Source organism: Micromonospora sp. NPDC047740 (assembly GCF_043204735.1).
In the GTDB taxonomy this organism is placed as follows: domain Bacteria; phylum Actinomycetota; class Actinomycetes; order Mycobacteriales; family Micromonosporaceae; genus Micromonospora.
Genome location: NZ_JBIDCT010000013.1, coordinates 212,065 through 233,939, shown reverse-complemented (window position 1 = coordinate 233,939; position 21,875 = coordinate 212,065). Strand labels below are relative to the sequence as shown.

Sequence of the window (21,875 nt, the reverse complement as noted above, 5' to 3'; positions counted from 1 at the left end):
CATGGCAACTCCTCTACGTCGCCGGCATGCCGGCGTCCTGACCGTCCTCGCGCTGCTGGCCACCATGGCCGGCTGCGGCGGCACCGCCGCGCCGGCCACGACGACCTCCGGCGACACGCTGCGCTACGTGTCGATCGGCTCGCCCGCCACGGCCAGCAACGACCCCCACGGCGGGCTGGCCAACGAGTCCGACGCGCTGCGCTTCGCCCTGACCTACGACGTGCTCACCGGCCAGGGACCCGACGGCCGCACCCAGCCGCGGCTGGCCGAAACCTGGCAGCCCGACAAGACCCTGACCAGATGGCGGTTCGCCCTGCGCCGCACCGCCGTGTTCAGCGACGGCCGGCCGGTGCGCGCCGCGGACGTGCTGTACTCGCTGCGGCGCATCGAACGCAAGGCCACCGAGAACTACGGCCGGCTCGCCGCGTTCGACCTGGCCGCCTCACGGGTCGTCGACGAGCACACCGTCGAGATCGTCAGCCGGCAGCCGTTCGCCGACGTACCCCGCGCCCTGGAGTCGGTGACGTTCGTGGTGCCCGAGGGCAGCGACGACTTCACCACCCCGGTGCCCGGGTCCGGGCCGTTCCGGCTGATCAGCAGCGACGCGCAGACCGCGGTGCTGGAACGCCACGACCGGTGGTGGGGGCCCACCCCGCCGCTGCGGCGGATCGAGGTTCGCGCCGTGGCCGACCCGCAGGCCCGCGCGCAGGCCGTGCTGTCCGGGCAGGCCGACGTGGCCGCCAGCATCGCCCCGACGGCGGCGAAGCAGGCCGAAGGCCGCGCCGATCTGACGCTGGTGCGCCGCCCGGCGGTGACCATGTACCCGTTCGTGATGCGCACCGACCGCAAGCCCTTCAACGACCCCCGGGTACGCGAGGCGGTCAAGCTGGCCGCCGACCGGCCGGCGCTGGTGCAGGCGGCGTTCCTCGGCTACGGGCAGGTCGGCGACGACGTGCTCGCCCCGGCCGACCCGTCCGCCCCGACCGGGCTGGCCTCGCGCCAGCGCGACGTCGCCCGGGCCAAGCAGCTGCTGGCCGAAGCCGGATACGGCAACGGCCTGACGGTCACGCTGCACACCACCACCTCCTACCCGGGCATGGACACCTCCGCCACCCTGTTCGCCCGTCAACTGGCCGAGGCCGGTATCACCGCGCAGGTGAAGCTGAACCCGCCGGACACCTACTTCACCAACGTGTGGGCCAAGCAGGACTTCTACACCGGCTACTTCGGCGGCATCCCCTTCTTCGACGTGGCCCGGGTGGCGCTGCTGTCCACCTCCCCCACCAACGAGACGGCCTGGAAGCGGCCGGCGTTCGACACCGCCCTGAACGCCGCCCTGGCCAACCCCGACGAGGCCGCCCGCAACCGGGCCCTGGGTGAGCTGCAACGGCAGGTCCGCGACGAGGGCGGCTACGTCGTGTGGGGCACCGGCGACGGCCTGGACCTGACCCGCAAGGGTGTGCAGGGCCTGCCCACCGGTCCGGGGTTCGCCCGGCTGTTCATCGACCAGGTTCGGGTCGGCGGATGATCCGCCGGCTGGTGCGGGCGCCGCTGCTGCTGGTCGGGGTCTCGGTGCTGGTGTACGCCGCCACCGAGGCCCTGCCCGGCGACGCCGCGGACGCCCGCACCGCCGGGCGGGCCACCGCCGCGCAGCTGGCCGAACTCCGTACCCGCACCGGCCTGGACGCCCCGGCCTGGCAGCGGTACCTGGACTGGGTCGGCGGGCTGCTGCGCGGTGACGCCGGTGTGTCGCTGCTGTCCGACCGGCCGGTGGCCGACCTGGTCGGCCAGCGGCTGCCGGCCACCGCCACCCTGGCTGCCGCCGCCCTGGCGGCGGCCGTGCCGGCGATGCTGGCGCTGGCCTGGGTCGCCGGCACGCCGTCGCGGATCGGCCGGATCGCCGCAGCCGCGGTCACCGCCGTGGCGGCGGTGCCGCAGGTGGTGGTCGCCGCCGGCCTGACCGCCGTGTTCGCCGGGATGCTGGCCTGGCTGCCGCCGGTGTCGCTGCTGCCGCCCGGCGGCACCCCCGCCGACCTGCGGGCGCTGGCGCTGCCCGTGCTCAGCCTGGCGCTGCCGTCGGCGGCGTACGGGGCAGCCCTGCTGCACGGCGTCGTCGCGGACGCCGCCGCCCGGCCGTACGTGCGCGACGCGCACCTGCGCGGGCTGCCCCGGTGGCGCGTCGCTGTTCTCTACGTCGGCCCGATGCTGCTGGCCCCGGCCGCGCGGGTCGTCGCGGTGGTCGCCGGTGGTCTGGTCGCGTCGACCGCGGTGGTGGAGACCCTGTTCGGCTACGCCGGGCTCGGTGAGCTGCTCACCGGGGCCGTGGCCAACCGGGACACCCCGGTGGTGCAGGCGGTGGCGATGCTCGCCGCCGCGGTCGTGCTCGCCGGTCTGTTCCTCGCCGACCTGCTCGCCGCCGCCACCGACGCGCGGCGTTCACCGGCATGACCGGCCCCGCTGCGTGGCTCTCCCGCGTCCGGCATGGCGCCTGGACCGGGGTCGCGGCCGTAACGATCGTCGGTCTGCTGGCGGTGGCGGGCGGCATCCTGGCTCCCCACGATCCCACCGCTCCGGTTGGTGCCCCGTGGACGCCGCCGGGCCCCGACGCCGTGTGGGGCACCGACGCCCTCGGCCGCGACGTGCTGTCGAGGGTGCTCGCCGGCGGCCGGTATCTGACGGTGACCGCCGCTGCGGCGGCGGTCACCGCCAGCACGCTCGGGGTGGCCGGCGGCCTGGTCGTCGGCTGGCACCGCAGCCGGGTCTCCCGGCTGCTGACCGCCAGCATGGACCTGCTGCTGGCGGTGCCGCTGCTGCTGATCGCGATGGTCCTCGCCGTCGCGCTGCCGGGCCCGGCAGCGGTGGTCGCCGGCACGGTGTGCGGGGGCACCCCGTTGACCCTGCGGGTGGTCGCCGACACCGTCACCGCGGTGCGGCACACCGGGTACGTCGAGGCCGCTCTCGGCCGCGGCGAGTCCGACCCGGTGATCCTGGCGCGGGAGGTGCTGCCCGCGCTGGCCGGGCTGGTCCGCGCAGACCTGGCCGCCCGGTTCGTCGTCGCCCTGCAACTGGCCGCCGCGCTGAGTCTGCTGGGTCTGGGGCCGGCGCCACCTGCGCCGGACTGGGCCGCCATGATCCGGGAGAACCTCACCGGCGCCGCGCTCAACCCCGCTGCGCTGGCCGCGCCCGCGGCCGCGCTGGCCGTGGTGTCCCTGCTCGTCACGGTCGCTGGTCAGCTCGCCGGCCGCACCCGCGGACGGCCGGCATGACCGGCAACGGCTCTACATCAGACGCGGCGGTGGCCGGCGGGCTGTCCGTCACCGGCCTGCACGTCGTGGACGCTGACGGCCGCACTGTGATCGGCCCGGTCGACCTGCACGCCGCGCCGGGTGAGGTCGTGGCGCTGGTCGGCCCGTCCGGCGCGGGCAAGACGGTCCTGCTGTCGGCCGTGCTCGACGCGCTGGCGCCGCCGCTGCGACGCGCGGCGGGTCAGGTGCGCTGGCAGGGCACACTCGTCGCGCCCGGCGCGGCGGCCCGCCGGTGGCGGCGTCGCCGCGTCGGGGTGGTCGGCCAGGATCCCGCCCAGGCGCTGCACCCGTTGCGGCGCGCCGCCGCGCTGATCGCCGAAAGCGGCGCCGATGCCGCATCCAGCCGGGCAGCGCTCGCCGCGGTCGGCCTCGCCCCGGCCAGGTACGCCGACCGTCGTGCCCACCAGCTCTCCGGCGGACAGGCCCAGCGCGTCGCCGTCGCCCGGGCGGTAGCCGCCGAACCCGATCTGCTGGTCCTCGACGAGCCGACCAGCGCTCTGGACGAGGCGGCCATGCAGTTCGTGGCCGCCGCGGTCCGCGTCCGGCGTGGCGATCCCCGCTGTGTCACCCTGCTCGTGTCGCACGACGCCGCCGTCGTGGCCGCTCTCGCCGACCGCGTCGTGCAGATCGGCACACCGCTGGCGCCCGCAAGGACTGGATCGGTGCCGCGGCCGGAGCCTGGGGCCACACCGCTGCTGAGCGTCCGCGACCTGACGGTGTCGCAGCCGCCCGGCGGCGCCGCCCTGCTGCGCGAGGTCGACTTCCAGGTGGCCGCCGGCGAGTTCGTCTCGGTGCGCGGACCGTCCGGCGGCGGAAAGAGCACCCTGCTGCGGGCCCTGGCGGGGCTGCACCCGGTCGACGCCGGGCACGCCCGGCTCGGCGACACGGACCTGCCCTGGCCGGTCCGCCGCCGAACCCAGCCGCTGCTGCGGGCCGTCCAACTGGTCGGCCAGCACCCGGCCGACGCGCTCAACCCCGCCCACCGCGTCGGTGCCACACTGGCCCGCCCGCTACGCACCCTGGCCGGCGTCGACGCCCCCGACACTCACATCGCGCGGCTGCTGACCCAGGTCGGCCTGGCCCCGGACATCGCCGCACGCCGCCCCCACGAGCTGTCCGGCGGGCAGCGGCAACGCGTCGCGCTCGCCCGCGCCCTGGCGGCCGGACCGCGGCTGCTGCTGGCCGACGAGATCACCGCCGCGCTCGACGCCGGCACCGCAGCCGGTGTCCTGGACCTGCTCGACCGGCTGCGCGCCGGCGGGCTGGCGGTGCTCACGGCCAGCCACGACCCGGCGGTCGCCGCCCACGCCGACCGCGTCCTGCTCCTGCACGACAACGACCTCACCTCGGAGGACCCTGCCCATGCCCGTTGACCCGCTCACCACCAGCGAGGCCGCTGCTGTGCTGGCCGCACACCCGTGGATCGCCGACGCGTACCCCGACGAGGCGGGCCTGCGGATCGCACCGGAACCCGCCGCGCTGGCCGTCGGCGCCCATCCCGGCGCGCTGGTCGTCGAGTTCCTCGACCACTGGAGCGAGCTGTACGAGGCGACGTACGCCGGCGCGCACGGCCGCCACGCCGACGACCTGGATCTGTCCGGCTGGCGAGCCACCGACACCGGCAAGCCGCTGCCCACCGACCACATGACCGAATGGGTCGATCGGACCGTCGCGCTCATCCGTGGCACCGGAGCCCGTCATGTGCTCGAACTCGGCTGCGGCACCGGGCTGCTGATGCACCGCCTGCACCCGCACCTGACCGGATACGTCGGCACCGACGTCGCCGAACACGCCGTAGCCACCCTGGCCGCGGCCGCGCCACCCACCGTGCGGGTGCTGCGCGCCGCCGCCCACGAGCTGGCCGGAGCGCCCGTACGACGGGCCCTGCACGAGCTGGGCTTCCCCGAGGGGCGGCCGGACTGCGTCGTGCTCAACTCGGTCACCCAATGCTTCCCCACCGTCGCCTACCTGACCCATGTCGTGGCCACCGCCATCGACCTCGTCGCCCCGGGCGGCACCGTGGTCGTCGGCGACGTGCGCCACGCCGGGCTGCACGAGCACTTCTGCCGGTGGGCCGAACGCGCCGCCGACCCGGACGCCGACGACGCCACCGTGGCCGCGCGGGCGACGGCCCGCGCGGCCCGGGAGGAGGAGCTGCTCGTCGACCCGGCCACCATCGCCGCCGCCACCGGCGGCACCGGCCGGGCCGTCCATGTCGGCGTGTACGCCAAGACGATGCGGGCCGACACCGAACTGACCCGGTACCGCTTCGACACCGTGCTGCACGTCGACGCCGCGGCCCCGGCGTCGCGGCCGCCCGCCGTGCGGTGGGCTGACCTGCCGGTACCCGACCGCCTCGACGTGGTGCGGAAGCTGCTGGCCGACGGGCCTGTCCACGTGCACGGCATCCCCAACGCGCTGCTGCACCCGGACGCCCCGGACGCGGTCACCGCGCACGCGCTGTACGACGTGGTAGGCGACCGCGGGGCGGTGCTGCTGGACCCGCGCGACCCCACGCTGCTGGAACTGGTCGCACCAGCCGACGCTGCTCCGGTTCCGGCCGCTGCCCTTGCCGGCGGCGACCGGCAGGCCCACGAGCCGCTGCCCGCGTTCGTGCGCCGACGCCTGACCGAGGAGGCCCGCCGCACCCTGCGCCGCCGCCTGCCCGCAGCCGCCGGCACCCCCGTCCGCGTCGACCTGGGCCGGACCGCCGGATGAGCGTCGAGTTGATCCGGCAGCGGGCGACGCGGGCCGGCGAGCAGGCCATGGCCGGGGTGAACCGGGCGGCGTTGCCGGGGTTCATGCGCCGGCTCGACGAGGCGGCGCTGGTGGCCATGGCGGCCACGCTGCACGCTGGCGGCGCCTTCCGGGCATGTGTGGCGCGCACCGCGGACGAGGTCGGTGACCTGCTGCGCGTCGCCCCGCGGCACCGGTGGATCCTGCGCCGCTGGCTGGCCGTGCTCACCACCGAGGGCTGGCTGCGTCACGACGCCAGCCCCGGCCGCTACCACGGACTACGCCCGGCCACCCACGATGATCTGGCCGCCACCGCCCGCGACCTCGACGCCGCCCGCGCCGGCCTGGGCTACCCGGCCGCGATGACCCGGTTCTTCACCACCACCGCGGCGCACCTGCCGCAACTGCTACGCGACGAGGTCCCCCTGCAGGCGCTGCTGTTCGCCGACGACGACCTGGCCACCGCCGAGGCCGCCTACAAGGACAACGTCATCAACGGCTACCTCAACGCGGTCACCGCCGCCGCCCTCGCCGCGCTGGCCAGCCGGCAGCACGGGGCACAGCCGCTGCGAATCCTGGAACTCGGCGCCGGCATCGGCGGCACCACCACCGACGTGCTGCCCACGCTGGCCGGGCAGCCGGTGACCTACCACTTCACCGACGTGTCCCGGTTCTTCCTCGACACCGCCCGGGACCGGTTCGCCGCCTACGACTTCCTCACCTACGGGCTGTTCGACATCAACCGCCACCCCACCGACCAGCTACCCGCCGGCTCGCAGGATGTCATCGTCGCCGCCAACGTCGCGCACAACGCCGTCGACGTGACCCGGCTACTGGCGGGGCTGCGCACACTGCTGACACCCGGCGGGCACCTGCTGCTCATCGAATCCTGCCGCGAGCACTACCAGATCGCCACATCGATGCAGTTCCTCATGTCCGCCCGCCCGGGCACCCCGGCTGCCGGAAGCGGCGACCTACGCGCCGGCACTGATCGGATCTTCCTCACCCGCACCCAGTGGCTGGCGCAACTGTCCGCCACCGGGTTCACCGCCGTGCTGGACCTGCCGCACCCCGACGATCCGCTGAGCGCCCTCGGCCAGCACGTCTTCCTGGCAGCCCGGTGAGCCGCCCCGGACGTCCTGCCGCTGCGGCCACCGGCCGTCGCGATCCCGCTGCCTCACCCGACGCGTACGGCACGGACCACATCCATGGGACCGACCTCGGCACGCAGCCCCGCCTCGGCCAACTCGGCCCTCAGGTCGTGCTCCGACAGTACGTGCCAGGGGTAATCGACCGTATGTTCCCGCAGCACAACGTCGCCGTCGAGCACTCGGTAGCGCATCCGCCAGGTCACCGTGTCGGGCCCGGCCGGCTCGGCGGCGCCGCCGCCCTCATAGGTGTGCCGGCCGATGCGCACCGCGCCGAAGGTGGTGAACCCGACCACCGCCGGCTCGGCCGGCGGCTGCAGGTTGACCACCAGGGGCGCGCCGGGCGCCAGGCGTGCGGCGACCCGATGCCAGAATTCGCGCCGGTCCTGCGGGGGCAGGTGCCCGATCATGTTGGCCGCGAGCACCGCGCCGAGCCGCTCGGGTAGTGGCGCGCCGAGCGCGTCGCCGGCCAGCACGGTGACCCGCTCGCGCAGGTCCGCGTCGGCGGCCACGCGGGACAGCAGCACCGCCCGCAGGACCGGCGACGGCTCCACGGCCAGCACCGCCGCGGCGGGGCAGGCGCCGGCCAGTATCTGCGTACCGAGGCCGGTGCCGGCGCCGACGTCGAGCACCGGCCCGTGCTCGGGTTCGACCCCGCGCAGCGCCGCCCGCACCGGGTCGCGGAGCACCTGCCACGCCGGTCCACTCAGGACGTCGATGAACTCCCCAGAGGCTTCGTACCCATCTTCCATGCCGCCTAGGTTAGTGGAAACCGTTCTCATTTTCGACTAGGCTGCCGTGGTGACACGCCGGCCATCACCGCTGGAGGCTGCGCCGCCCATGACCCTCACCTCGACCGCCGCCCCCACCGAGCACGACCAGACCACCGTGCTGGCCGGCATCTGGGCCGAACTGCTCGGCATCGACCCCGACGCGCTACCCCGTGACGTCAGCTTCCTGCGTCTGGGCGGCGACTCCGTGCTGGCCGTACGGATGTCCGCGCTGGTACGTCGGCGACTCGGCGTGCAGCTCGCCCTGTCCGACGTACGCGTCGACACCACACTCACCGAACTGGCCGCCCTGGTCGCCAGCCGCGCCGCCGGCACCACCACCGGCGACCGGCCCCTACCCGTAGACCTGCACCGCCGCGCCGACCCGGCAGCGCCGTTCCCGCTGCTGCCGCTGCAGCAGGGCTACTTCGTCGGCCAGCAGGACGGCTGGGAACTGTCCTACGACTCCGCGCACTACTACCTCGACCTCGCCCTGACCGACGTCGACCCCGACGAGGCACCGGAGGCGCTGCGCGACGCGCTGCAGCGCCTGGCCGCCCACCAGCCCACCCTGCGGGCCCGGGTCACCCCGGAAGGCCACCAGCACGTGCTGCCCCTCGAGCATCCCGGCGCGGTTCCGCCGCTGCACGTGCTCGACCTGCGCGACGATCCGCACCCCGACACTCGGCTGGAGGTGCTGCGCCGCGAGATGAGCACCCGCGGCCCCGATCCCACCCGCGGGCCCGGCGTCGACGTGCGGCTGAGCCTGCTGCCCGCCGGCCGGGGCCGGCTGCACCTGTCGCTGAGTCTGCTACTGCTCGACGGCTGGTCGTCCAACGTGCTCACCCGCGAGCTGCTCACCCTCGCCGCCGACGTCAACGCCACCCTGCCCGCCCTCGACGTCGACTTCGGCGACTACGTCAACGCCCTCGAGCAACTTCCCGCCACCACCGGGTGGCGAGCCGACCGAGAGTGGTGGCGGGCGCAACTGCCGAGCTGGCCGCCGGCGCCAGCGCTACCGCTGACCCGCGACCCCGCCGAGGCGACGCCTCAGGTGATGGCGAACCGGGAGGCCCGGCTGCCGGCAGCCGTCTGGACGGCGCTGCGGCAGCGGTGCGCCGAGCAGGGCGTCACACCGTCCGTCGCCCTGCTCACCGTCTACGCCACGGTGCTGGCCCGCTGGGCCGGGCACCACCGGCTGCTCCTGAACACGTTGCAGCTCAACCGGCTTCCGCTGCACCCCGACGTGCACCGCCTCGTCGGCGCGTTCGCCTCCACCATGCTGCTGCCGGTCGACCTGCCACCCGGCGCCAGCTTCGCCGAACTGGCCGGGCAGACCCAGCGCCGGTTCGCCGAGCACACGGCCCACAACCTCGTCTCGGGTGTCGAAATCGCCCGCGACCTCGCCCGCCTGCGGGGCACCCACCGACCGGTCGCCCCGGTGGTGTTCCTCAGCACCATCGGCATGGACGCAGCGATGGGCGAACGGGCGCCCCGGCACGCGGGCCCGCTCGGCGAGGTGAACGCCGCCGACCACCACCACCAGCTGCGTACCCCGCAGGTGGCCCTCGAAGCGCGCCTGTTCGAACTGGACGACGAACTCGTACTGGTGTTCAGCACCGTCGCCGAGATCCTGTCCGCCGAGCAGGTCGACCGAGCGTTCGCCGAGTTCGTCGACCAGGCCGCCGCCCTCGCCGACACCGACGCCTGGCATGAGGTTGTGCCGCTACCTGCCACGCCGGACCCCGACCCGCTCGCCGGTGGCCTACGCCTCGGGCTGCTCGACGAGGCACCGCAGGCTGGCGACGACGAGCCCGGCCCACCCCGCGATCGCGTCGAGGAACAGATCGCCGCCGTCTTCGCCGACCTGCTCGGCGTCGCGGTCACCGACCGCACCACCGACTTCTTCGCCCTCGGCGGTGACTCCCTGCTCGCCGTGCGCGCCCTCGCCCGGCTCGCCCGCGACGGCCTCATGGGCGCCACCGTACGGGACTTCCTCGCCGCGCCCACCGTTGCCGGCCTCGCCGCCGCCGCTCGCCCCACCCCGACCCAGTAGAGGGAGCACCACCGACGTGTACGACGTCATCATCATCGGCGCTGGCTCCGCCGGACTCAGCGCCGCCCAGGTCCTCGGCCGCCAGCAACGCCGCACCCTGCTCATCGAGGGCGGCCCGCCGCGCAACCACCCCGCCGACGGCATCCACATGTACCTCAGCCGCGACGGCTTCCCACCCCTGCGCCTACTCGAGACCGGCCACCGCGAACTGGCCGCCTACCCCAGCGTCGAGATCCGTCAGACCCGCGTCGAAGCCGCCCACGGCAGCATCGACGACTTCACCGTCACCCTCACCGACGGCGCCACCCACCACGCCCGCCGCCTGCTACTGGCCACCGGCCAAGTCGACGAACCCTGGCCCATCGACGGCGTCGCCGAACGCTTCGGCCGCAGCGTCTTCCACTGCCCCTTCTGCCACGGCTGGGAAGCCCGCGGCAAGAGCATCGCGGTGCTCGGCCGCGAACCCGCCCAGGTCATGCTCGCCGCCTACCTGGCCGACCGGTACACCAACGACGTCGTCGTCGCCACCCACGGCCCGCACCAGCTACCCGAGCCGATCCTGGACAACCTCAAGGCGCTGAACATTCCCCTCATCGAGCAGCCGGTCACCGCGCTCACCGGCGACCTCGACGCCCTGCAGCTGCACCTCGCCGACGGCACCACCCTGGACCGGCAGGTCGTCTTCCACCGGGCGCCCACCCGCCAGCACGCACCCATGGCCGCCCAGCTCGGCGCCGAACTGCTGCCCGACGGCTACGTGCGTGTCGACGAGTTCGCCCAGACCACCGTGCCCGGCGTGTCCGCCGCCGGCGACCTCGCCCGCCTGCCCGCCCTACCCGACGGACTCACCCTCGTCAGCCAGGCCACCGCCGACGGCGTACGCGCCGCTGTCTGGCTCGAACAGGGCCTGTTCCGCGCTGGCCTACCGGTCCCGTTGCTGATTCCGTAGTCGGATGTCAGCAATCCCAGCCTTTCGGCTGGAAAGGTCCGTAACGGTGTCAACGGAGCGCGGGTTGCGCTTCGGTGTCCTGATGACGGTCTCGCGTTTCCTGCTGCCGTTGGCGCGGCAGGGTTTCGCCGCCTGCCCGCCCACCCGCGGCCTTGCGGCTGCGGGTGGTGGTGCGGGTCTTCTGGTCGGCTCCACGCGGTTTCGGCGTTTGCGCGCCCGGGTCTCCGGCCACTCCGGTACCCGTTGATTCTGCCGCGGCGAGGGCGGCGAGGTTGCGGGCTGCGTTCTCGTCCCGGTCGATGACCAGGTCGCAGGCGTCGCAGGTGAACACTCGGACGTGCAGCGGCAGCTTGGCTTTCACCGTGCTGCAGGCCGAGCAGGTCTTGCTGGAGGGATACCAGCGGTCGGCTACTATCCGCCGACCGCCCTTCCATGCGGTTTTGTACCCAACCTGCCGGCGGATCTCCGCGAAGCCGGCGTCGGCGATCTTGCGGGCGAGGCGTCGGTTGCGGAGCATGCCGGCCACGTTGAGGTCTTCGACCACGACGGTGCCGTACTCGGCGGTGATGTCGGTGGTGAGCTTGTGCAGGGCGTCGGCGCGTAGATTCGCCACCCGATGGTGCACGCGGTTGCGTTCGGTGTTCGCGGCGAGCCACCGCCTGGACGGCCGCTGCCCGGTGCGCCGGTCCGGCCCCTGACGGCGGGAGACCCGCCGGGACAGCCGTTTGAGTTGCTTGAGCGCGCCGTCGTAGTGCGCCGGGTTCGGCACGAACCGCACCGTGCCCTGGCTCTCGGCGATCACCGCGAGGCACGTCACGCCCAGGTCCACACCCGCCGCCCCATCCGGACGTGCCGGAGCACGGCCGGTGGCACGCTGGATCTCGACCTGGAAGGAGACGAACCACCGGCCCCGCTCGAACCTGACCGTGGCGGACAGGATGCGGGCGGTGCCGTTAGCGATACGACGTTCCAGCTTGCGGGTGGACTCGTGGGTGCGGATCGTCCCCAGCCGCGGCAACGTGACATGCCGCCGGTCCGGCTCCACACGGATGGCACCGGTAGTGAACCGGCAAGCCAGCCGGGCGGTGTGCTTGGACTTGGGCCGGGGCATGCCCACCCGCTTGCCCTCACGCTGCCCGCGCTTGGACGTGGCGTAGTTGTCGAACGCCGCCGCCGCGTTCGCCAAACCCGTGCTGTACGCCTCCTTGGAGTTCTCCTGCCACCAGCCGGCGAAACGCGGGTCGGTCTTCTTCACCTCGTTGAACACCTTCCGCAACACCGGCAGCGACCACGGCCGCCACGGCGTCAACTCCTCCTCCGCGATGCCGTACGAGGCCTCCGCCTTCCGCTGCCACCACGACGCCATCACCCACGAGACAGCCCAGTTGTACGCGGCACGAGCCGCACCACAATGCGACCGCAGCCGCTGCTCCTGCCCGGCGTTCGGATCCAACGCGAAACGAAACGCCTGGACCACGAAACCGGGCCGCGGCTCGAACTTCTTCACACCAACGGCACCTCGCCGGTCACGGCGGCCAGAGCGCGGGCGGCACGGTTCTTCGCCGCCCGCTGCCCGTACAGCCGGGCACACATCGACGTCAACACGTCGGCCATGTCCTCGACCAGGCCGTTCGTGGATTCCTCCGGGTCCAGAACCACCAGGCGACGCCCGGTCGCAGCAAGCGCGGCTTGCAGGTGCTCCACACCGAACCGGGCCAGCCGGTCCTTGTGCTCGACCACGATCACCGCCGCAGTCGGGTCGGCGAGGAGGCGATGCAGCTTGCGGCGCTTGCCGTTCACGCCGGAGCCGATCTCAGTCACGATCTCCGCCACAGCAAGGCCCTGGGCGTTTGCCCCCTCCACAACCCGCACGGTCTGGCGGACCAGGTCACCCCTCTGATCGCTGGACGACACGCGGCAGTAGGCGACCACGCGACCCGCTGCGGACCGCGCCTCTTCCACGATCCACGTACCAGACGGCGCCTGACGGACAGGGACGGGCATCTTACCGTCCTTCACCCACCGCCAAGCTGTCTGATAGGTCACGCCCTGCTCGCGTGCCCAGACTGAGAGCTTCACACCCCCACAATACATGCGAATTTTTGACTATGATTGCCCATAAAATCCAGAGCTGTTGCCAACCCCTTGGCTGACGGCGACCACCGGCAGCTGCCACCCCGAGAGTTCCTCAACGCGGATGCCGGCCCCGTCGCAGCCGTCGACCCGGCGGGGCGTCCCCGGGCTCAACCTGTGGCTCGAACGCCCCCGCTGGCCTCCGGCACGCCCTACTCGTACGGGTTCTTGGGTGGCGCGATCTTCTGCCAGGTGTCCACCTCCAGGTACGGGATGTCGGATCCGTTGATCGGGTCCTTGGCGGTCTGCGGAACCCACCGGCCGGTGGCCTGCACCCAGCTATCGGCGGGCAGACGGGGCACATCGCCGCTGAGGCCGATCTTGATGGGCATGCCGTCGGCGGCACAGCAGCTGAGGATGATGCGGGCGAGCATGGGTTGGCCGTCCGCGCCGGGTGCGATGAAGCCGGTCAGCTGGACCTGTCGGTCGCGCAGCGTCTTGCCCTCGCCGTAGAGGGCGCGGGAGCCGTAGTCGAGGAGGGTGAGCTTGACCGGGTCGCCCGACGGCAGTGGCGGGAAGGGGCTGTACTCGCCCGCCGTTCCCGCGGTCTCCTGCCGGCTGCTGGTCAGGGCGGAGCCGGCACGGGCGGCGGTGTCGGCGCCAAGGGCCGACGGCGCGACGAAGAGCAACGCGAGAGTCGGCAGCAGTAGCAGCCAACCCGCCGCCGGCCCGGAGTGGTCGTGCCCGTGCCCGTCGTCGTCGGCGGAGTGGGCATCCGCCTGGCGCGGGCCACGGAACTCCTGCGCTAGGGCCACCACGGCGGCGATGATCAGCAGGATCGCGGCGGCGATGAGGAACGGCCGTAGTCCCTGTTTGACGTAGCGTAGATATACGTCGGTGACGCTGGCGCGCAGGATCGCACCACCGAAGAACACCATCACCACGGCCTGAGCGCCCCGGTTCACCAGATCACCATCCCCACTGCTGCCGCGACCAGCACGGCCAAGACGAAGGTCGCCGGCGCGAAGCGGACGGCGAACCGCCGCCCGAACATTCCGGCCTGCATGGACACGAGTTTCAGGTCGACCATCGGACCGACCACGAGGAACGCCAGCCGGGCGGTCAGGGAGAACTGCGACAGCGACGCGGCGACGAACGCGTCCGCCTCGGAGCAGATCGACAGCAGCACGGCCAGGGCCGCCAGCGCCAGCACCGACAGCACCGGCCGGGCGGCCAGGTCGTGCAGGAACTGTTGGGGCACCGCCACGTTGATGGTGGCCGCGGCCATCGCGCCGACGACGAGGAACCCGCCGGCGTGAATGATGTCGTGTCGGCAGGCCGCCCAGAACGCTGCCATCCGCGGCAGGCCGTCGAGGTGCGCCCGGTGCGGCAGGCGGATCCACTCCGTGCGGCCCAGCCGCAGCCACAACCATCCGATCAGCAGCGCCACGACCAGACTCGCCCCGCCACGGGCGGCGACCATCTCCGGGTTACGCGGAAACGCCACGGCGGTCGCGGTCAGCACGATCGGGTTGATCGCTGGCGCGGCCAGCAGGAACGCCAACGCCGCAGCCGGGGTGACCCCGCGGCGGATCAACGATCCCGCGATCGGCACCGAGCCGCACTCACAGCCGGGCAGCACCACCCCGGCCATCCCGGCGACCGGCACGGCGAGCGCCGGATGCCGGGGCAGGGCCCGGGCCCAGAACGAGCGCGGCACGAACACCGCGATCACGGCCGACAGCACCACCCCGAACACGAGGAACGGCACCGCCTGCACCATCACCGACACGAACACCGTCAACCAGGTCTGCAACCGCGGGTCCGCCACCAGCGCGCCGATCTGCCGGTACAGGACGCCGACGAGGATGAGGAGCACGCACAGCACTTCGACAGAACCGATCACCCGATCGCGTTTCGGCGGCGCGGGCTTCGAATCCGTCCCCGATGGCGGGTGCGAGTGCTGCTCGCCGGGCAGCGCGGCAGAGGGCGGGGAATCGGTCGTGCTCAGTGCGATCACCTTCTCCGGGTGTCCAACGCAGGGGCATGCTGGAAGTGATCAGAACGTGAGGCAGGGCCCGCAGCGGCGAAGGCCACCACCCCCTGCGTCGGCCTGCGCCGCCAGGGTCCGCACGCCTCCGGGGATGACTGACTCACGCACGGACTCCTCCCACGACAACCACCCAGCGGCGGACGAACGAGGAGCATCATCCGGCTATTGAAATCGACTGTCACTACGTCTCTAGCTGTCGTGATCAGTCTGTGACAAGAGGCCAGGTCACCCAGGCCTCGCGCAGTGCCGACCGCGCTGGCACAACCTCCGCAGCGTCCGCTAAAGGAAATCGGTTACCGACTTAGGCAGGACTGCGGAGTCAGGGCCAGCTCTCCCGGCCGCCATAGCCAATGTGCCCGCCGAGCCCGACTGGCGTCCTGTCCGTCTCGCCGGGCATCTTTCGTCTGGGTCGGATGAAAGTTTGTATTCCCTGAGCAGAACTATCGACTCAGGTCAGTAGAAGCGTCTACGCTCCGAGCCAAACGACGATCGATGCGAGGGATGCCATGTCCCGTCGAACCGGAAGACCCTCCTACCTCCTGACCCCGTCCGCCCGACAACGGCGATCCAACACAAGGACGGGCACGGGCGCTGCCGCGGCGGCATTGGCTGTGGGCCTGGTCGGCGGACTCATCGGATTCGCCGTGGGCCAGCCAAGCCCGACCGAAGCAGGCACCGCGCAGATCCGGGAAGCCGACGCCAAGCGCGACGTCCAGCAGATCACCGAACTCACCGAGATGGCCCGCGAAACAGCCGACCAGCTCTCGCCAATCCTCCGCGCCATCAAACAGGACACGGACGCCGGACGGACGCCCGAGGCATCTCAGGTCCAACAATGGCAGCAGACCATGCGCCAGCTAACCGAACAGTTCGCCAACCCACCGTCGGGCATGACCGCAACCAACGTAGCCCGTGGCGGCCTCAGAAGCGCCGTGGATCAGGGCGCCGTCGCGGTCGACTCTGTCGCCCTGGCCGTCACCAGCCCCGCCCCCGCACGCAAGAACCAGTTGGCGCTGGCGGCGCGACAAGCCGCCCTCGCGTCGGTCACCTGGTCGGTGGCCGCGGCCCAACTCGATCAGCTCAACATCGATGCCGGGCACGGCCACCAACACGTGTACCTGGACGCCGGCGATGCAGAGGGTGCCTTCACGCCAGATGGAGCGGCAGAAGGCTCCGACCGCTGACCGCTACAGCACGGCAAGTCGGCCAGCAGTTCGTCTCCCGGTGCGATCCACTCGATGCTCGCGAGCGTTGGTTCGCCGTGCTCCGGTGAGCCACCGGCGACAACGAAGCCCTCGCCTGGCATCCGTCGGGCCTGGCGGCCAGCTGGCCAGTCAAGGTCGGTCTTGCCGGTGACGCACCAACCGGCCTCCCCGCGCAGACGCTTGGGTCAAGGTCACCGACCGGTACAGCCCGCGAACCGGCCCAGTCAACGGCGCCCCGGTCCCCTACGCGGCAGGGATTGCGCTCCCCGGCAACAGTGCGGATAGTCATGTCCCGGCTGGCGTTTCCTCGGCCAACGCAAGGAAGAGCAGATGTCTGAAACCACCACGTACACCGTCACGAGGGCTGCCGGCGGCCGCTGGGTGCAGGCGGTCACCGCGGTAGACGCAGCGGGCTACGAGCCGGCCGGCGCCGATGGCTGAGCCCTCGGCTACGGAGGCGACGCCTCGCCCGGCGTCCCCGTCGGCCCGTGACGGCGCGTCGGTACGCCTGCTCGCCGTCGCCGGTGGGCTCGCGCTCGCGCTCGTTGCCGGCTTTGCGCTCGGCGAGGTGGTCCGCGACTCGGCGCGCCCGACAGGTTCGGCTCCGAGGGGCGGGCCGACCGGCACCAGCATGCACACTTCGGGTGGCGCCGGGCACCAGCACGCGGGCGGTGCCGCGGCGGCTGCCAGTGCCGAGGTGGATGGGCTGGCCGTCAGCGCGGGCGGCTACACCCTCGTGCCCGAGACGTCCTCCTTCACGGCGGGCGCGCGAAGCACCTGGCGGTTCCGCGTGGCCGGCCCTGACCGCAAGCCGGTGACGAACTTCGCGATCGTGCACGACAAGCCGATGCACCTGATCGTCGCGCGTCGGGACTTCTCCGGCTACCAGCACCTGCACCCGACGATGGCGCCGGACGGCACCTGGAGCGTCGACCTGGCGCTCCCGCAGGCCGGCGCGTGGCGCGCGTACGCCGACTTCGCGGCCGTCAGCTCAGCCAAGGCGCAGGTCCCGCTGACCCTCGGCGTGGACCTCACCGTGCCCGGCGATTACCGGCCGCGCCCATTACCCGCCGCCGCCCGCGAGTCCGTCGTGGACGGATTCACGGTGACGTACGAGGGCACGCCGCGACTCGGTGAGACCCAGGCGCTGGTGTTCCGGGTGTCCCAGGACGGTTCGCCGGTGGCCGACCTGCAGCGTTACCTCGGCGCGTACGGGCACCTTGTCGTGCTACGTGAGGGCGACCTCGGGTACGTGCACGTCCACCCGGAGACGCAGCTCATTGGCGGCGCGGTCAAGTTCTGGCTCACGGCGGCGAGCCCCGGCCGGTACCGGATGTTCTTCGACTTCCAGGTGGGCGGCAGGGTGCATACCGCCGAGTTCACGCTGGTGGTGCGGTAGCACCGCGGCCTGTGCACCGTTCCCGCTCGTGGGGGAGGCCGGACAGGGGATGGTTCCGCTCCACCATGCCGACTACCATGCTGCCGATCAGCACATTGATTGATTCACCTGATCGGATGTGATCGCATGCGGCAACCCCGCAGAGGCGTGATTCTACTCTCCGTCGTCCTCGCCGCCACGGCTCTGACGGTTGGACCGGCCGGCGCGGACAACACGAAGACCTTCGACGACGGCGGTGTCGTCGTCGAGAGTCACCAGCACGGTGGCGAGGGGGGCCACCTCGACCACGGCAGCAAGGACGTCACCCTCGTCGGCAAGGCGCGCGTGAACAACGCGCGGGCGGGTGTCGTCTCCGACGTCGGCGTGCTCGGCGACTACGCGTACCTCGGCGCGTTCAACAGCGAGCCGTGCGAGGGCGGCGTCTACGTCATGGACATCTCCGACCTCAGCAAGCCCCGCCAGGTCGGCTTCATCGCCGCGTCACCGGGCTCGTTCGTCGGCGAAGGAATCCATCCGATCAGCTTCAGCACCCCCGCATTCAGCGGCGACGTGCTGGCGTACAGCAACGAACTGTGCAGCAACGCCACGGCGCCGCCGGCGGTGGGTGGGGCGACCCTCGTTGACGTTTCCGACCCCCTGCACCCAGTGGTCCTCGCCAACGGCTTCGGGGCAGTCGAGCCCGGGGTGACGTCGCGGGCGCGGACGGTCCACAGCACGTTCATGTGGCAGACCGGGGCCGGGCCGGACCGCAAGGCCTACATCGTGCTCCCGGACAGCCGTACGCCGATGCTGCCCATCTTTGACATCACCGACCCGCGGCACCCGGTCCAGGTGATCGACGTCGACGTGGCCGCGATGTTCCCGCAGATCCTGCAGCCGGGTGTCGACCTGGACACGGTCTTCTTCCACGACGTGGTGGTTCGCAAGCACGGCAATCGGCAGATCATGCTGCTGTCGATGTGGGACGCCGGTTATGTGGCGCTCGACGTGACCGACCCGGCCCACCCGAGCTACGTCGCCGACACCGACTTCACCTTCCCCGACCCGCAGTTGCTCGAAACCAACGGGGTGACGCTCGGCCCCGAGGGCAACGGCCACTACGCCGAGTTCGTGCACAACGGCCAGTACGTGCTGACCACCGACGAGGACTTCGGGGCGACCCGGGTCCGTGTCGCGACGAACGACGGAGGCGACTTCCGGGCGGTCCAGGCCGGCAGCGCGCAGCTGCCCACCGGCGACGAACTCTCCGGCACAGCCATCTTCGTTGGTCTTGGTTGCAACGCAGACCCGCCAGCGCCCGCCCCGGCAACCGGCGGTCCCTACGTCGCCCTTGTCGAGCGGGGCGGATGCGGCTTCACCGAGATGGCGGCGAACGTGGAGTCGCGCGGGTATGCGGGGACGGTTGTCTTCAACCGGACGGGTGCGTCGGGCGGCTGTGGCTCGCTGGTGAGCCCGTCGGTCGTGGCCAACAAGCCGTTCTTCTTCGTGAACCGGCAGGCCGGCCTGTCCATCATGGATGCGGACGCCGGCTACGACGAGGCGGCCTGCCAGCGGAGCTCGGCCAGGGCCTCGGTGCCGGTCGGCACTGTCGGGGACACCGTCACCCTGGCTGCCACCTTCGATGGATGGGGCTACGTGCACCTGTTCCGCAACGGAACCGGGAAGCTACAGGAGCTGGACACCTACGCCGTACGGCAAGGCATGGACCCGGCCTACGCCAGCGGGTTCGGCAACCTGACCGTGCACGAGGTGGCCGTGTCGAAGCAGAACCCGCACCTGGTGTACGCGTCGTACTACGACGCAGGGCTACGGGTCCTCAGCATCAAGAACGACCGGATCACCGAAGTCGGCCACTTCGTCGACGAGGCCGGCAACGACCTCTGGGGCGTGCAGATCCTCCAGCGCGCCGGTGGCGAGTACGTGCTCGCCAGCGATCGCGACTTCGGGCTGTACGTATTCAAGTACACCGGCAAGAACTAGGCACTCACCCGCGGCGCCGTCACCCATGAGGTGGCGGCGCCGCCGCATTCCCGGCACCTGCCCCGCACGGTCGACCAACTCGTGCCTAATGCCCACGCGACCAAGCCCGCCGCCTGGTGCGGGATGCCCAAAGCCCGCTCCCAGCCGTCAGTCGCAGTCCTCGGCGGCGGGGCCTCGCGACTTCGCAGTCGAGGAGGTCCTCGCGCACTGCGGCAAGCCGTCGATCGACCCGGTCGATCGGTCCGGCAGTCGAATGTTCACCCACAGGTGGCTGCACGTTTTCAGCATGCGCCATTTACGCCCGAGGGCCGGGCCGGGACACTTCCCTCAGCCCGCCAACAGCATGGTTGCGGGCCAGTCCCGCACGCCAACTCGGAAGGGTCTTTTGTAGATGAAACTCAGGCTCCGCGCGCTCACAGGGGTGGCCGTGGCCGCCGCCGTGACGCTGGTAACGCTCGCCACCACCGCCGCGGCGAATGCCGCCGCCTCGGTTCCGTCGCAGGGATCGCCGACACAGCTCGACGTCGGCAACTGGAACGTCGAGTGGTTCGGTGCGCCGGACTTCGGCCCGACCAACGAGGCGCTTCAGCAGCAGAACGTCCGCGACGTCATGGCGGGCGCCGACATGGACGTGTGGGGCCTCTCCGAGGTCGTCAGCACCTCGGCGTTCGACACACTCGTGGCCGGCATGCCCGGGTACACCGGGGTCGTGGCCAACGACCCGATCGTGACGAACGGTGCGCAGTACTACTCGGACTTCAGCAACACCGAGCAAAAGGTCGCCCTCGTCTGGCGCTCCAGCATGGCCACCCTGGTGAGCGCGAAGGTCATCCTGACCAGCCAGAACAGCAACTTCGCCGGCCGCCCGCCGGTGGAGTTCACCCTGCGCGGAACGTTCGACGGTGTCACCAAGGACCTCGTCTTCATCGTCCTGCACGCAAAGGCCGGGTCCACCGCGGATGCGTGGAACCTGCGCAACCCCGCGTCGCAGGCCCTCAAGTCCTACCTCGACACGACCTACCCCACACAGAACGTCTTCGTCATCGGTGACTGGAACGACGACGTCGACACCTCTATCACACCCGGAAAGGCTTCGCCCTACGCCAACTTCGTGAACGACGCGGCGCGCTACACGTTCCCGACGCGGGCCCTGTCGCTGGCGGGCGTGTCGTCGACGGCGGGCTACCCGGACTTCATCGACCACCAGCTCACCACCAACGAGGTGCAGGCGAAATACGTCGCCGGCTCGGCGACCGCCTTCCAGCCCCAGGCCTACATCCCGAACTACACGACGACGACCAGCGACCACTACCCGGTGTTCGCCCGCTACAACTTCGTCATCGGCGGCGGCAGCGGCAACCAGCCGCCCACAGCGTCGTACACGTACTCCTGCACCGCTCTGACCTGTACCTTCACCGATGGCAGCACCGACTCCGACGGCACCATCGCCAACCGCAGCTGGAACTTCGGCAACGGCCAGACCTCGACGGCAACGAACCCGACCGTGACCTACGCATCGGCTGGAACCTACGCGGTCTCGCTGACCGCGACGGACAACGGCGGAGCCACCGACACCACGACCCAGAACGTCACCGTCACCAGCAGCGGCGGCGGACCCGCCAACGTCATAATCAACGAGGTACTGGCCAACGAACCGGGCAGCAGCACCGCCGGAGAGGCCATCGAGATCGTGAACGTCGGCGGCACGGCAATCACCATCGCCGGCTGGACCATCCGCGACGGATCGGCAGTGCGGCACACGTTCGCGGCCGGTACGACACTGCAGCCCGGCAAGGCGATCACCGTATTCGGCGCAGCCTCCGCGATCCCCAGCGGCATCGTGGCGGTGGCAGCCAGCACCGGCGGCCTCAACCTCTCCAACAGCGGCGACCAGGTAATCCTGCAGGATTCAGCCGGAGCGACGGTCCAGTCGATGAGCTACACCTCGAGCCAGGCGGACTCCGACGGGGTGTCCATCAACCGAAGCCCTGATGGCTCGGCGACCGGCGGCTGGGTCAAGCACAACACCATCAGCTCGCTGCCCCGCTCGCCCGGCCAGCGCGCCAACGGAACGGTCTACTGAGTCCCGATCCACTGGCTTGACTTCGAAGTGATCGTTTAGCGGGATTCGGGCTGGTCGGCCCCGGTGTGTCGGGTAGCCGGAGGGCGGTAACGCGCTCGGGCTACCCGACACACCGGGG

Annotated in this window: 17 protein-coding genes; 12 read left to right on the top strand and 5 right to left on the bottom strand. The window is 71.8% G+C overall.

Features of this window, described 5'->3' with window-relative positions; translation table 11 throughout:
- Position 1 precedes the first annotated feature (1 nt).
- From ACGF4F_RS24595 to ACGF4F_RS24570, 6 genes are read left to right on the top strand one after another with little or no spacing between them, the layout of a single operon-like run.
- Positions 2 to 1,528, top strand: a complete 1,527-nt coding sequence (locus ACGF4F_RS24595) for an ABC transporter substrate-binding protein (RefSeq protein WP_393080566.1) — start codon at positions 2 to 4, stop codon at positions 1,526 to 1,528.
- Positions 1,525 to 2,448, top strand: a complete 924-nt coding sequence (locus ACGF4F_RS24590; protein ID WP_393080563.1) for an ABC transporter permease subunit — start codon at positions 1,525 to 1,527, stop codon at positions 2,446 to 2,448. Before ACGF4F_RS24595 ends, ACGF4F_RS24590 begins: the two co-directional genes overlap by 4 nt.
- Complete coding sequence (locus ACGF4F_RS24585; protein ID WP_393080560.1) at positions 2,445 to 3,266, top strand: ABC transporter permease subunit; 822 nt, start codon at positions 2,445 to 2,447, stop codon at positions 3,264 to 3,266. Before ACGF4F_RS24590 ends, ACGF4F_RS24585 begins: the two co-directional genes overlap by 4 nt.
- Positions 3,263 to 4,678, top strand: coding sequence for an ABC transporter ATP-binding protein (locus ACGF4F_RS24580; protein WP_393080557.1), 1,416 nt, complete (start codon positions 3,263 to 3,265; stop codon positions 4,676 to 4,678). Before ACGF4F_RS24585 ends, ACGF4F_RS24580 begins: the two co-directional genes overlap by 4 nt.
- Positions 4,668 to 6,023 carry a class I SAM-dependent methyltransferase gene (locus ACGF4F_RS24575; protein ID WP_393080554.1) on the top strand — a complete coding sequence of 452 codons (1,356 nt, stop codon included), beginning with the start codon at positions 4,668 to 4,670 and terminating at the stop codon, positions 6,021 to 6,023. The genes ACGF4F_RS24580 and ACGF4F_RS24575 overlap by 11 nt, the downstream gene beginning before the upstream one ends.
- A complete protein-coding gene (locus ACGF4F_RS24570; protein WP_393080551.1) occupies positions 6,020 to 7,165 on the top strand; it encodes a class I SAM-dependent methyltransferase in 1,146 nt (381 codons plus the stop codon). The genes ACGF4F_RS24575 and ACGF4F_RS24570 overlap by 4 nt, the downstream gene beginning before the upstream one ends.
- 53 nt (positions 7,166 to 7,218) lie before the next feature.
- Here the strand turns inward: ACGF4F_RS24570 and ACGF4F_RS24565 are convergent, their stop codons facing one another.
- On the bottom strand, positions 7,219 to 7,941 hold the full coding sequence (locus ACGF4F_RS24565; RefSeq protein WP_393080548.1) for a class I SAM-dependent methyltransferase: 723 nt from the start codon (positions 7,939 to 7,941) through the stop codon (positions 7,219 to 7,221).
- Positions 7,942 to 8,029: 88 nt separating this feature from the next.
- Between ACGF4F_RS24565 and ACGF4F_RS24560 the strand changes: the two genes are divergently transcribed.
- Both ACGF4F_RS24560 and ACGF4F_RS24555 read left to right on the top strand, forming a co-directional pair.
- Positions 8,030 to 10,015, top strand: a complete 1,986-nt coding sequence (locus tag ACGF4F_RS24560; RefSeq protein WP_393080545.1) for a condensation domain-containing protein — start codon at positions 8,030 to 8,032, stop codon at positions 10,013 to 10,015.
- Between the two features lie 16 nt (positions 10,016 to 10,031).
- Positions 10,032 to 10,964: an NAD(P)/FAD-dependent oxidoreductase gene (locus ACGF4F_RS24555; protein ID WP_393080542.1), complete on the top strand. Its 933-nt coding sequence runs from the start codon at positions 10,032 to 10,034 to the stop codon at positions 10,962 to 10,964.
- Positions 10,965 to 11,013: 49 nt separating this feature from the next.
- On the opposite strand, the gene tnpB is transcribed toward ACGF4F_RS24555, so the two are convergent.
- From tnpB to ACGF4F_RS24535, 4 genes are all read right to left on the bottom strand, one after another.
- Positions 11,014 to 12,471, bottom strand: coding sequence for an IS607 family element RNA-guided endonuclease TnpB (gene tnpB, locus ACGF4F_RS24550; RefSeq protein WP_393080539.1), 1,458 nt, complete (start codon positions 12,469 to 12,471; stop codon positions 11,014 to 11,016).
- Positions 12,468 to 13,043: an IS607 family transposase gene (locus ACGF4F_RS24545; RefSeq protein WP_393080536.1), complete on the bottom strand. Its 576-nt coding sequence runs from the start codon at positions 13,041 to 13,043 to the stop codon at positions 12,468 to 12,470. Before ACGF4F_RS24545 ends, tnpB begins: the two co-directional genes overlap by 4 nt.
- A 206-nt stretch (positions 13,044 to 13,249) precedes the next feature.
- Positions 13,250 to 14,002, bottom strand: a complete 753-nt coding sequence (locus ACGF4F_RS24540) for a TIGR03943 family putative permease subunit (RefSeq protein ID WP_357444342.1) — start codon at positions 14,000 to 14,002, stop codon at positions 13,250 to 13,252.
- Complete coding sequence (locus ACGF4F_RS24535; RefSeq protein ID WP_393080533.1) at positions 13,999 to 14,943, bottom strand: permease; 945 nt, start codon at positions 14,941 to 14,943, stop codon at positions 13,999 to 14,001. The genes ACGF4F_RS24540 and ACGF4F_RS24535 overlap by 4 nt, the downstream gene beginning before the upstream one ends.
- A 758-nt stretch (positions 14,944 to 15,701) precedes the next feature.
- Between ACGF4F_RS24535 and ACGF4F_RS24530 the strand changes: the two genes are divergently transcribed.
- The 4 genes from ACGF4F_RS24530 (at position 15,702) to ACGF4F_RS24515 (ending at position 21,757) form a co-directional block, all read left to right on the top strand.
- Positions 15,702 to 16,274: a hypothetical protein gene (locus ACGF4F_RS24530; protein ID WP_357447484.1), complete on the top strand. Its 573-nt coding sequence runs from the start codon at positions 15,702 to 15,704 to the stop codon at positions 16,272 to 16,274.
- A 454-nt stretch (positions 16,275 to 16,728) separates the two neighbouring features.
- Positions 16,729 to 17,694, top strand: coding sequence for a hypothetical protein (locus ACGF4F_RS24525; RefSeq protein ID WP_393080529.1), 966 nt, complete (start codon positions 16,729 to 16,731; stop codon positions 17,692 to 17,694).
- Between the two features lie 147 nt (positions 17,695 to 17,841).
- The gene (locus ACGF4F_RS24520; RefSeq protein ID WP_357447478.1) at positions 17,842 to 19,674 is read left to right on the top strand and encodes a PA domain-containing protein; all 1,833 of its coding nucleotides are present in this window, start codon (positions 17,842 to 17,844) and stop codon (positions 19,672 to 19,674) included.
- A 391-nt stretch (positions 19,675 to 20,065) separates the two neighbouring features.
- Positions 20,066 to 21,757, top strand: coding sequence for a lamin tail domain-containing protein (locus ACGF4F_RS24515; RefSeq protein ID WP_393080525.1), 1,692 nt, complete (start codon positions 20,066 to 20,068; stop codon positions 21,755 to 21,757).
- The last annotated feature ends 118 nt before the right edge of the window (positions 21,758 to 21,875 follow it).

Coding starts and splice junctions, on each gene's coding strand:
- ACGF4F_RS24595 (WP_393080566.1), top strand. CDS start 2: ATGGCAACTCCTCTACGTCGCCGGCATGCCGGCGTCCTGACCGTCCTC.
- ACGF4F_RS24590 (WP_393080563.1), top strand. CDS start 1,525: ATGATCCGCCGGCTGGTGCGGGCGCCGCTGCTGCTGGTCGGGGTCTCG.
- ACGF4F_RS24585 (WP_393080560.1), top strand. CDS start 2,445: ATGACCGGCCCCGCTGCGTGGCTCTCCCGCGTCCGGCATGGCGCCTGG.
- ACGF4F_RS24580 (WP_393080557.1), top strand. CDS start 3,263: ATGACCGGCAACGGCTCTACATCAGACGCGGCGGTGGCCGGCGGGCTG.
- ACGF4F_RS24575 (WP_393080554.1), top strand. CDS start 4,668: ATGCCCGTTGACCCGCTCACCACCAGCGAGGCCGCTGCTGTGCTGGCC.
- ACGF4F_RS24570 (WP_393080551.1), top strand. CDS start 6,020: ATGAGCGTCGAGTTGATCCGGCAGCGGGCGACGCGGGCCGGCGAGCAG.
- ACGF4F_RS24565 (WP_393080548.1), bottom strand. CDS start 7,941: ATGGAAGATGGGTACGAAGCCTCTGGGGAGTTCATCGACGTCCTGAGT.
- ACGF4F_RS24560 (WP_393080545.1), top strand. CDS start 8,030: ATGACCCTCACCTCGACCGCCGCCCCCACCGAGCACGACCAGACCACC.
- ACGF4F_RS24525 (WP_393080529.1), top strand. CDS start 16,729: ATGGCTGAGCCCTCGGCTACGGAGGCGACGCCTCGCCCGGCGTCCCCG.
- ACGF4F_RS24515 (WP_393080525.1), top strand. CDS start 20,066: ATGAAACTCAGGCTCCGCGCGCTCACAGGGGTGGCCGTGGCCGCCGCC.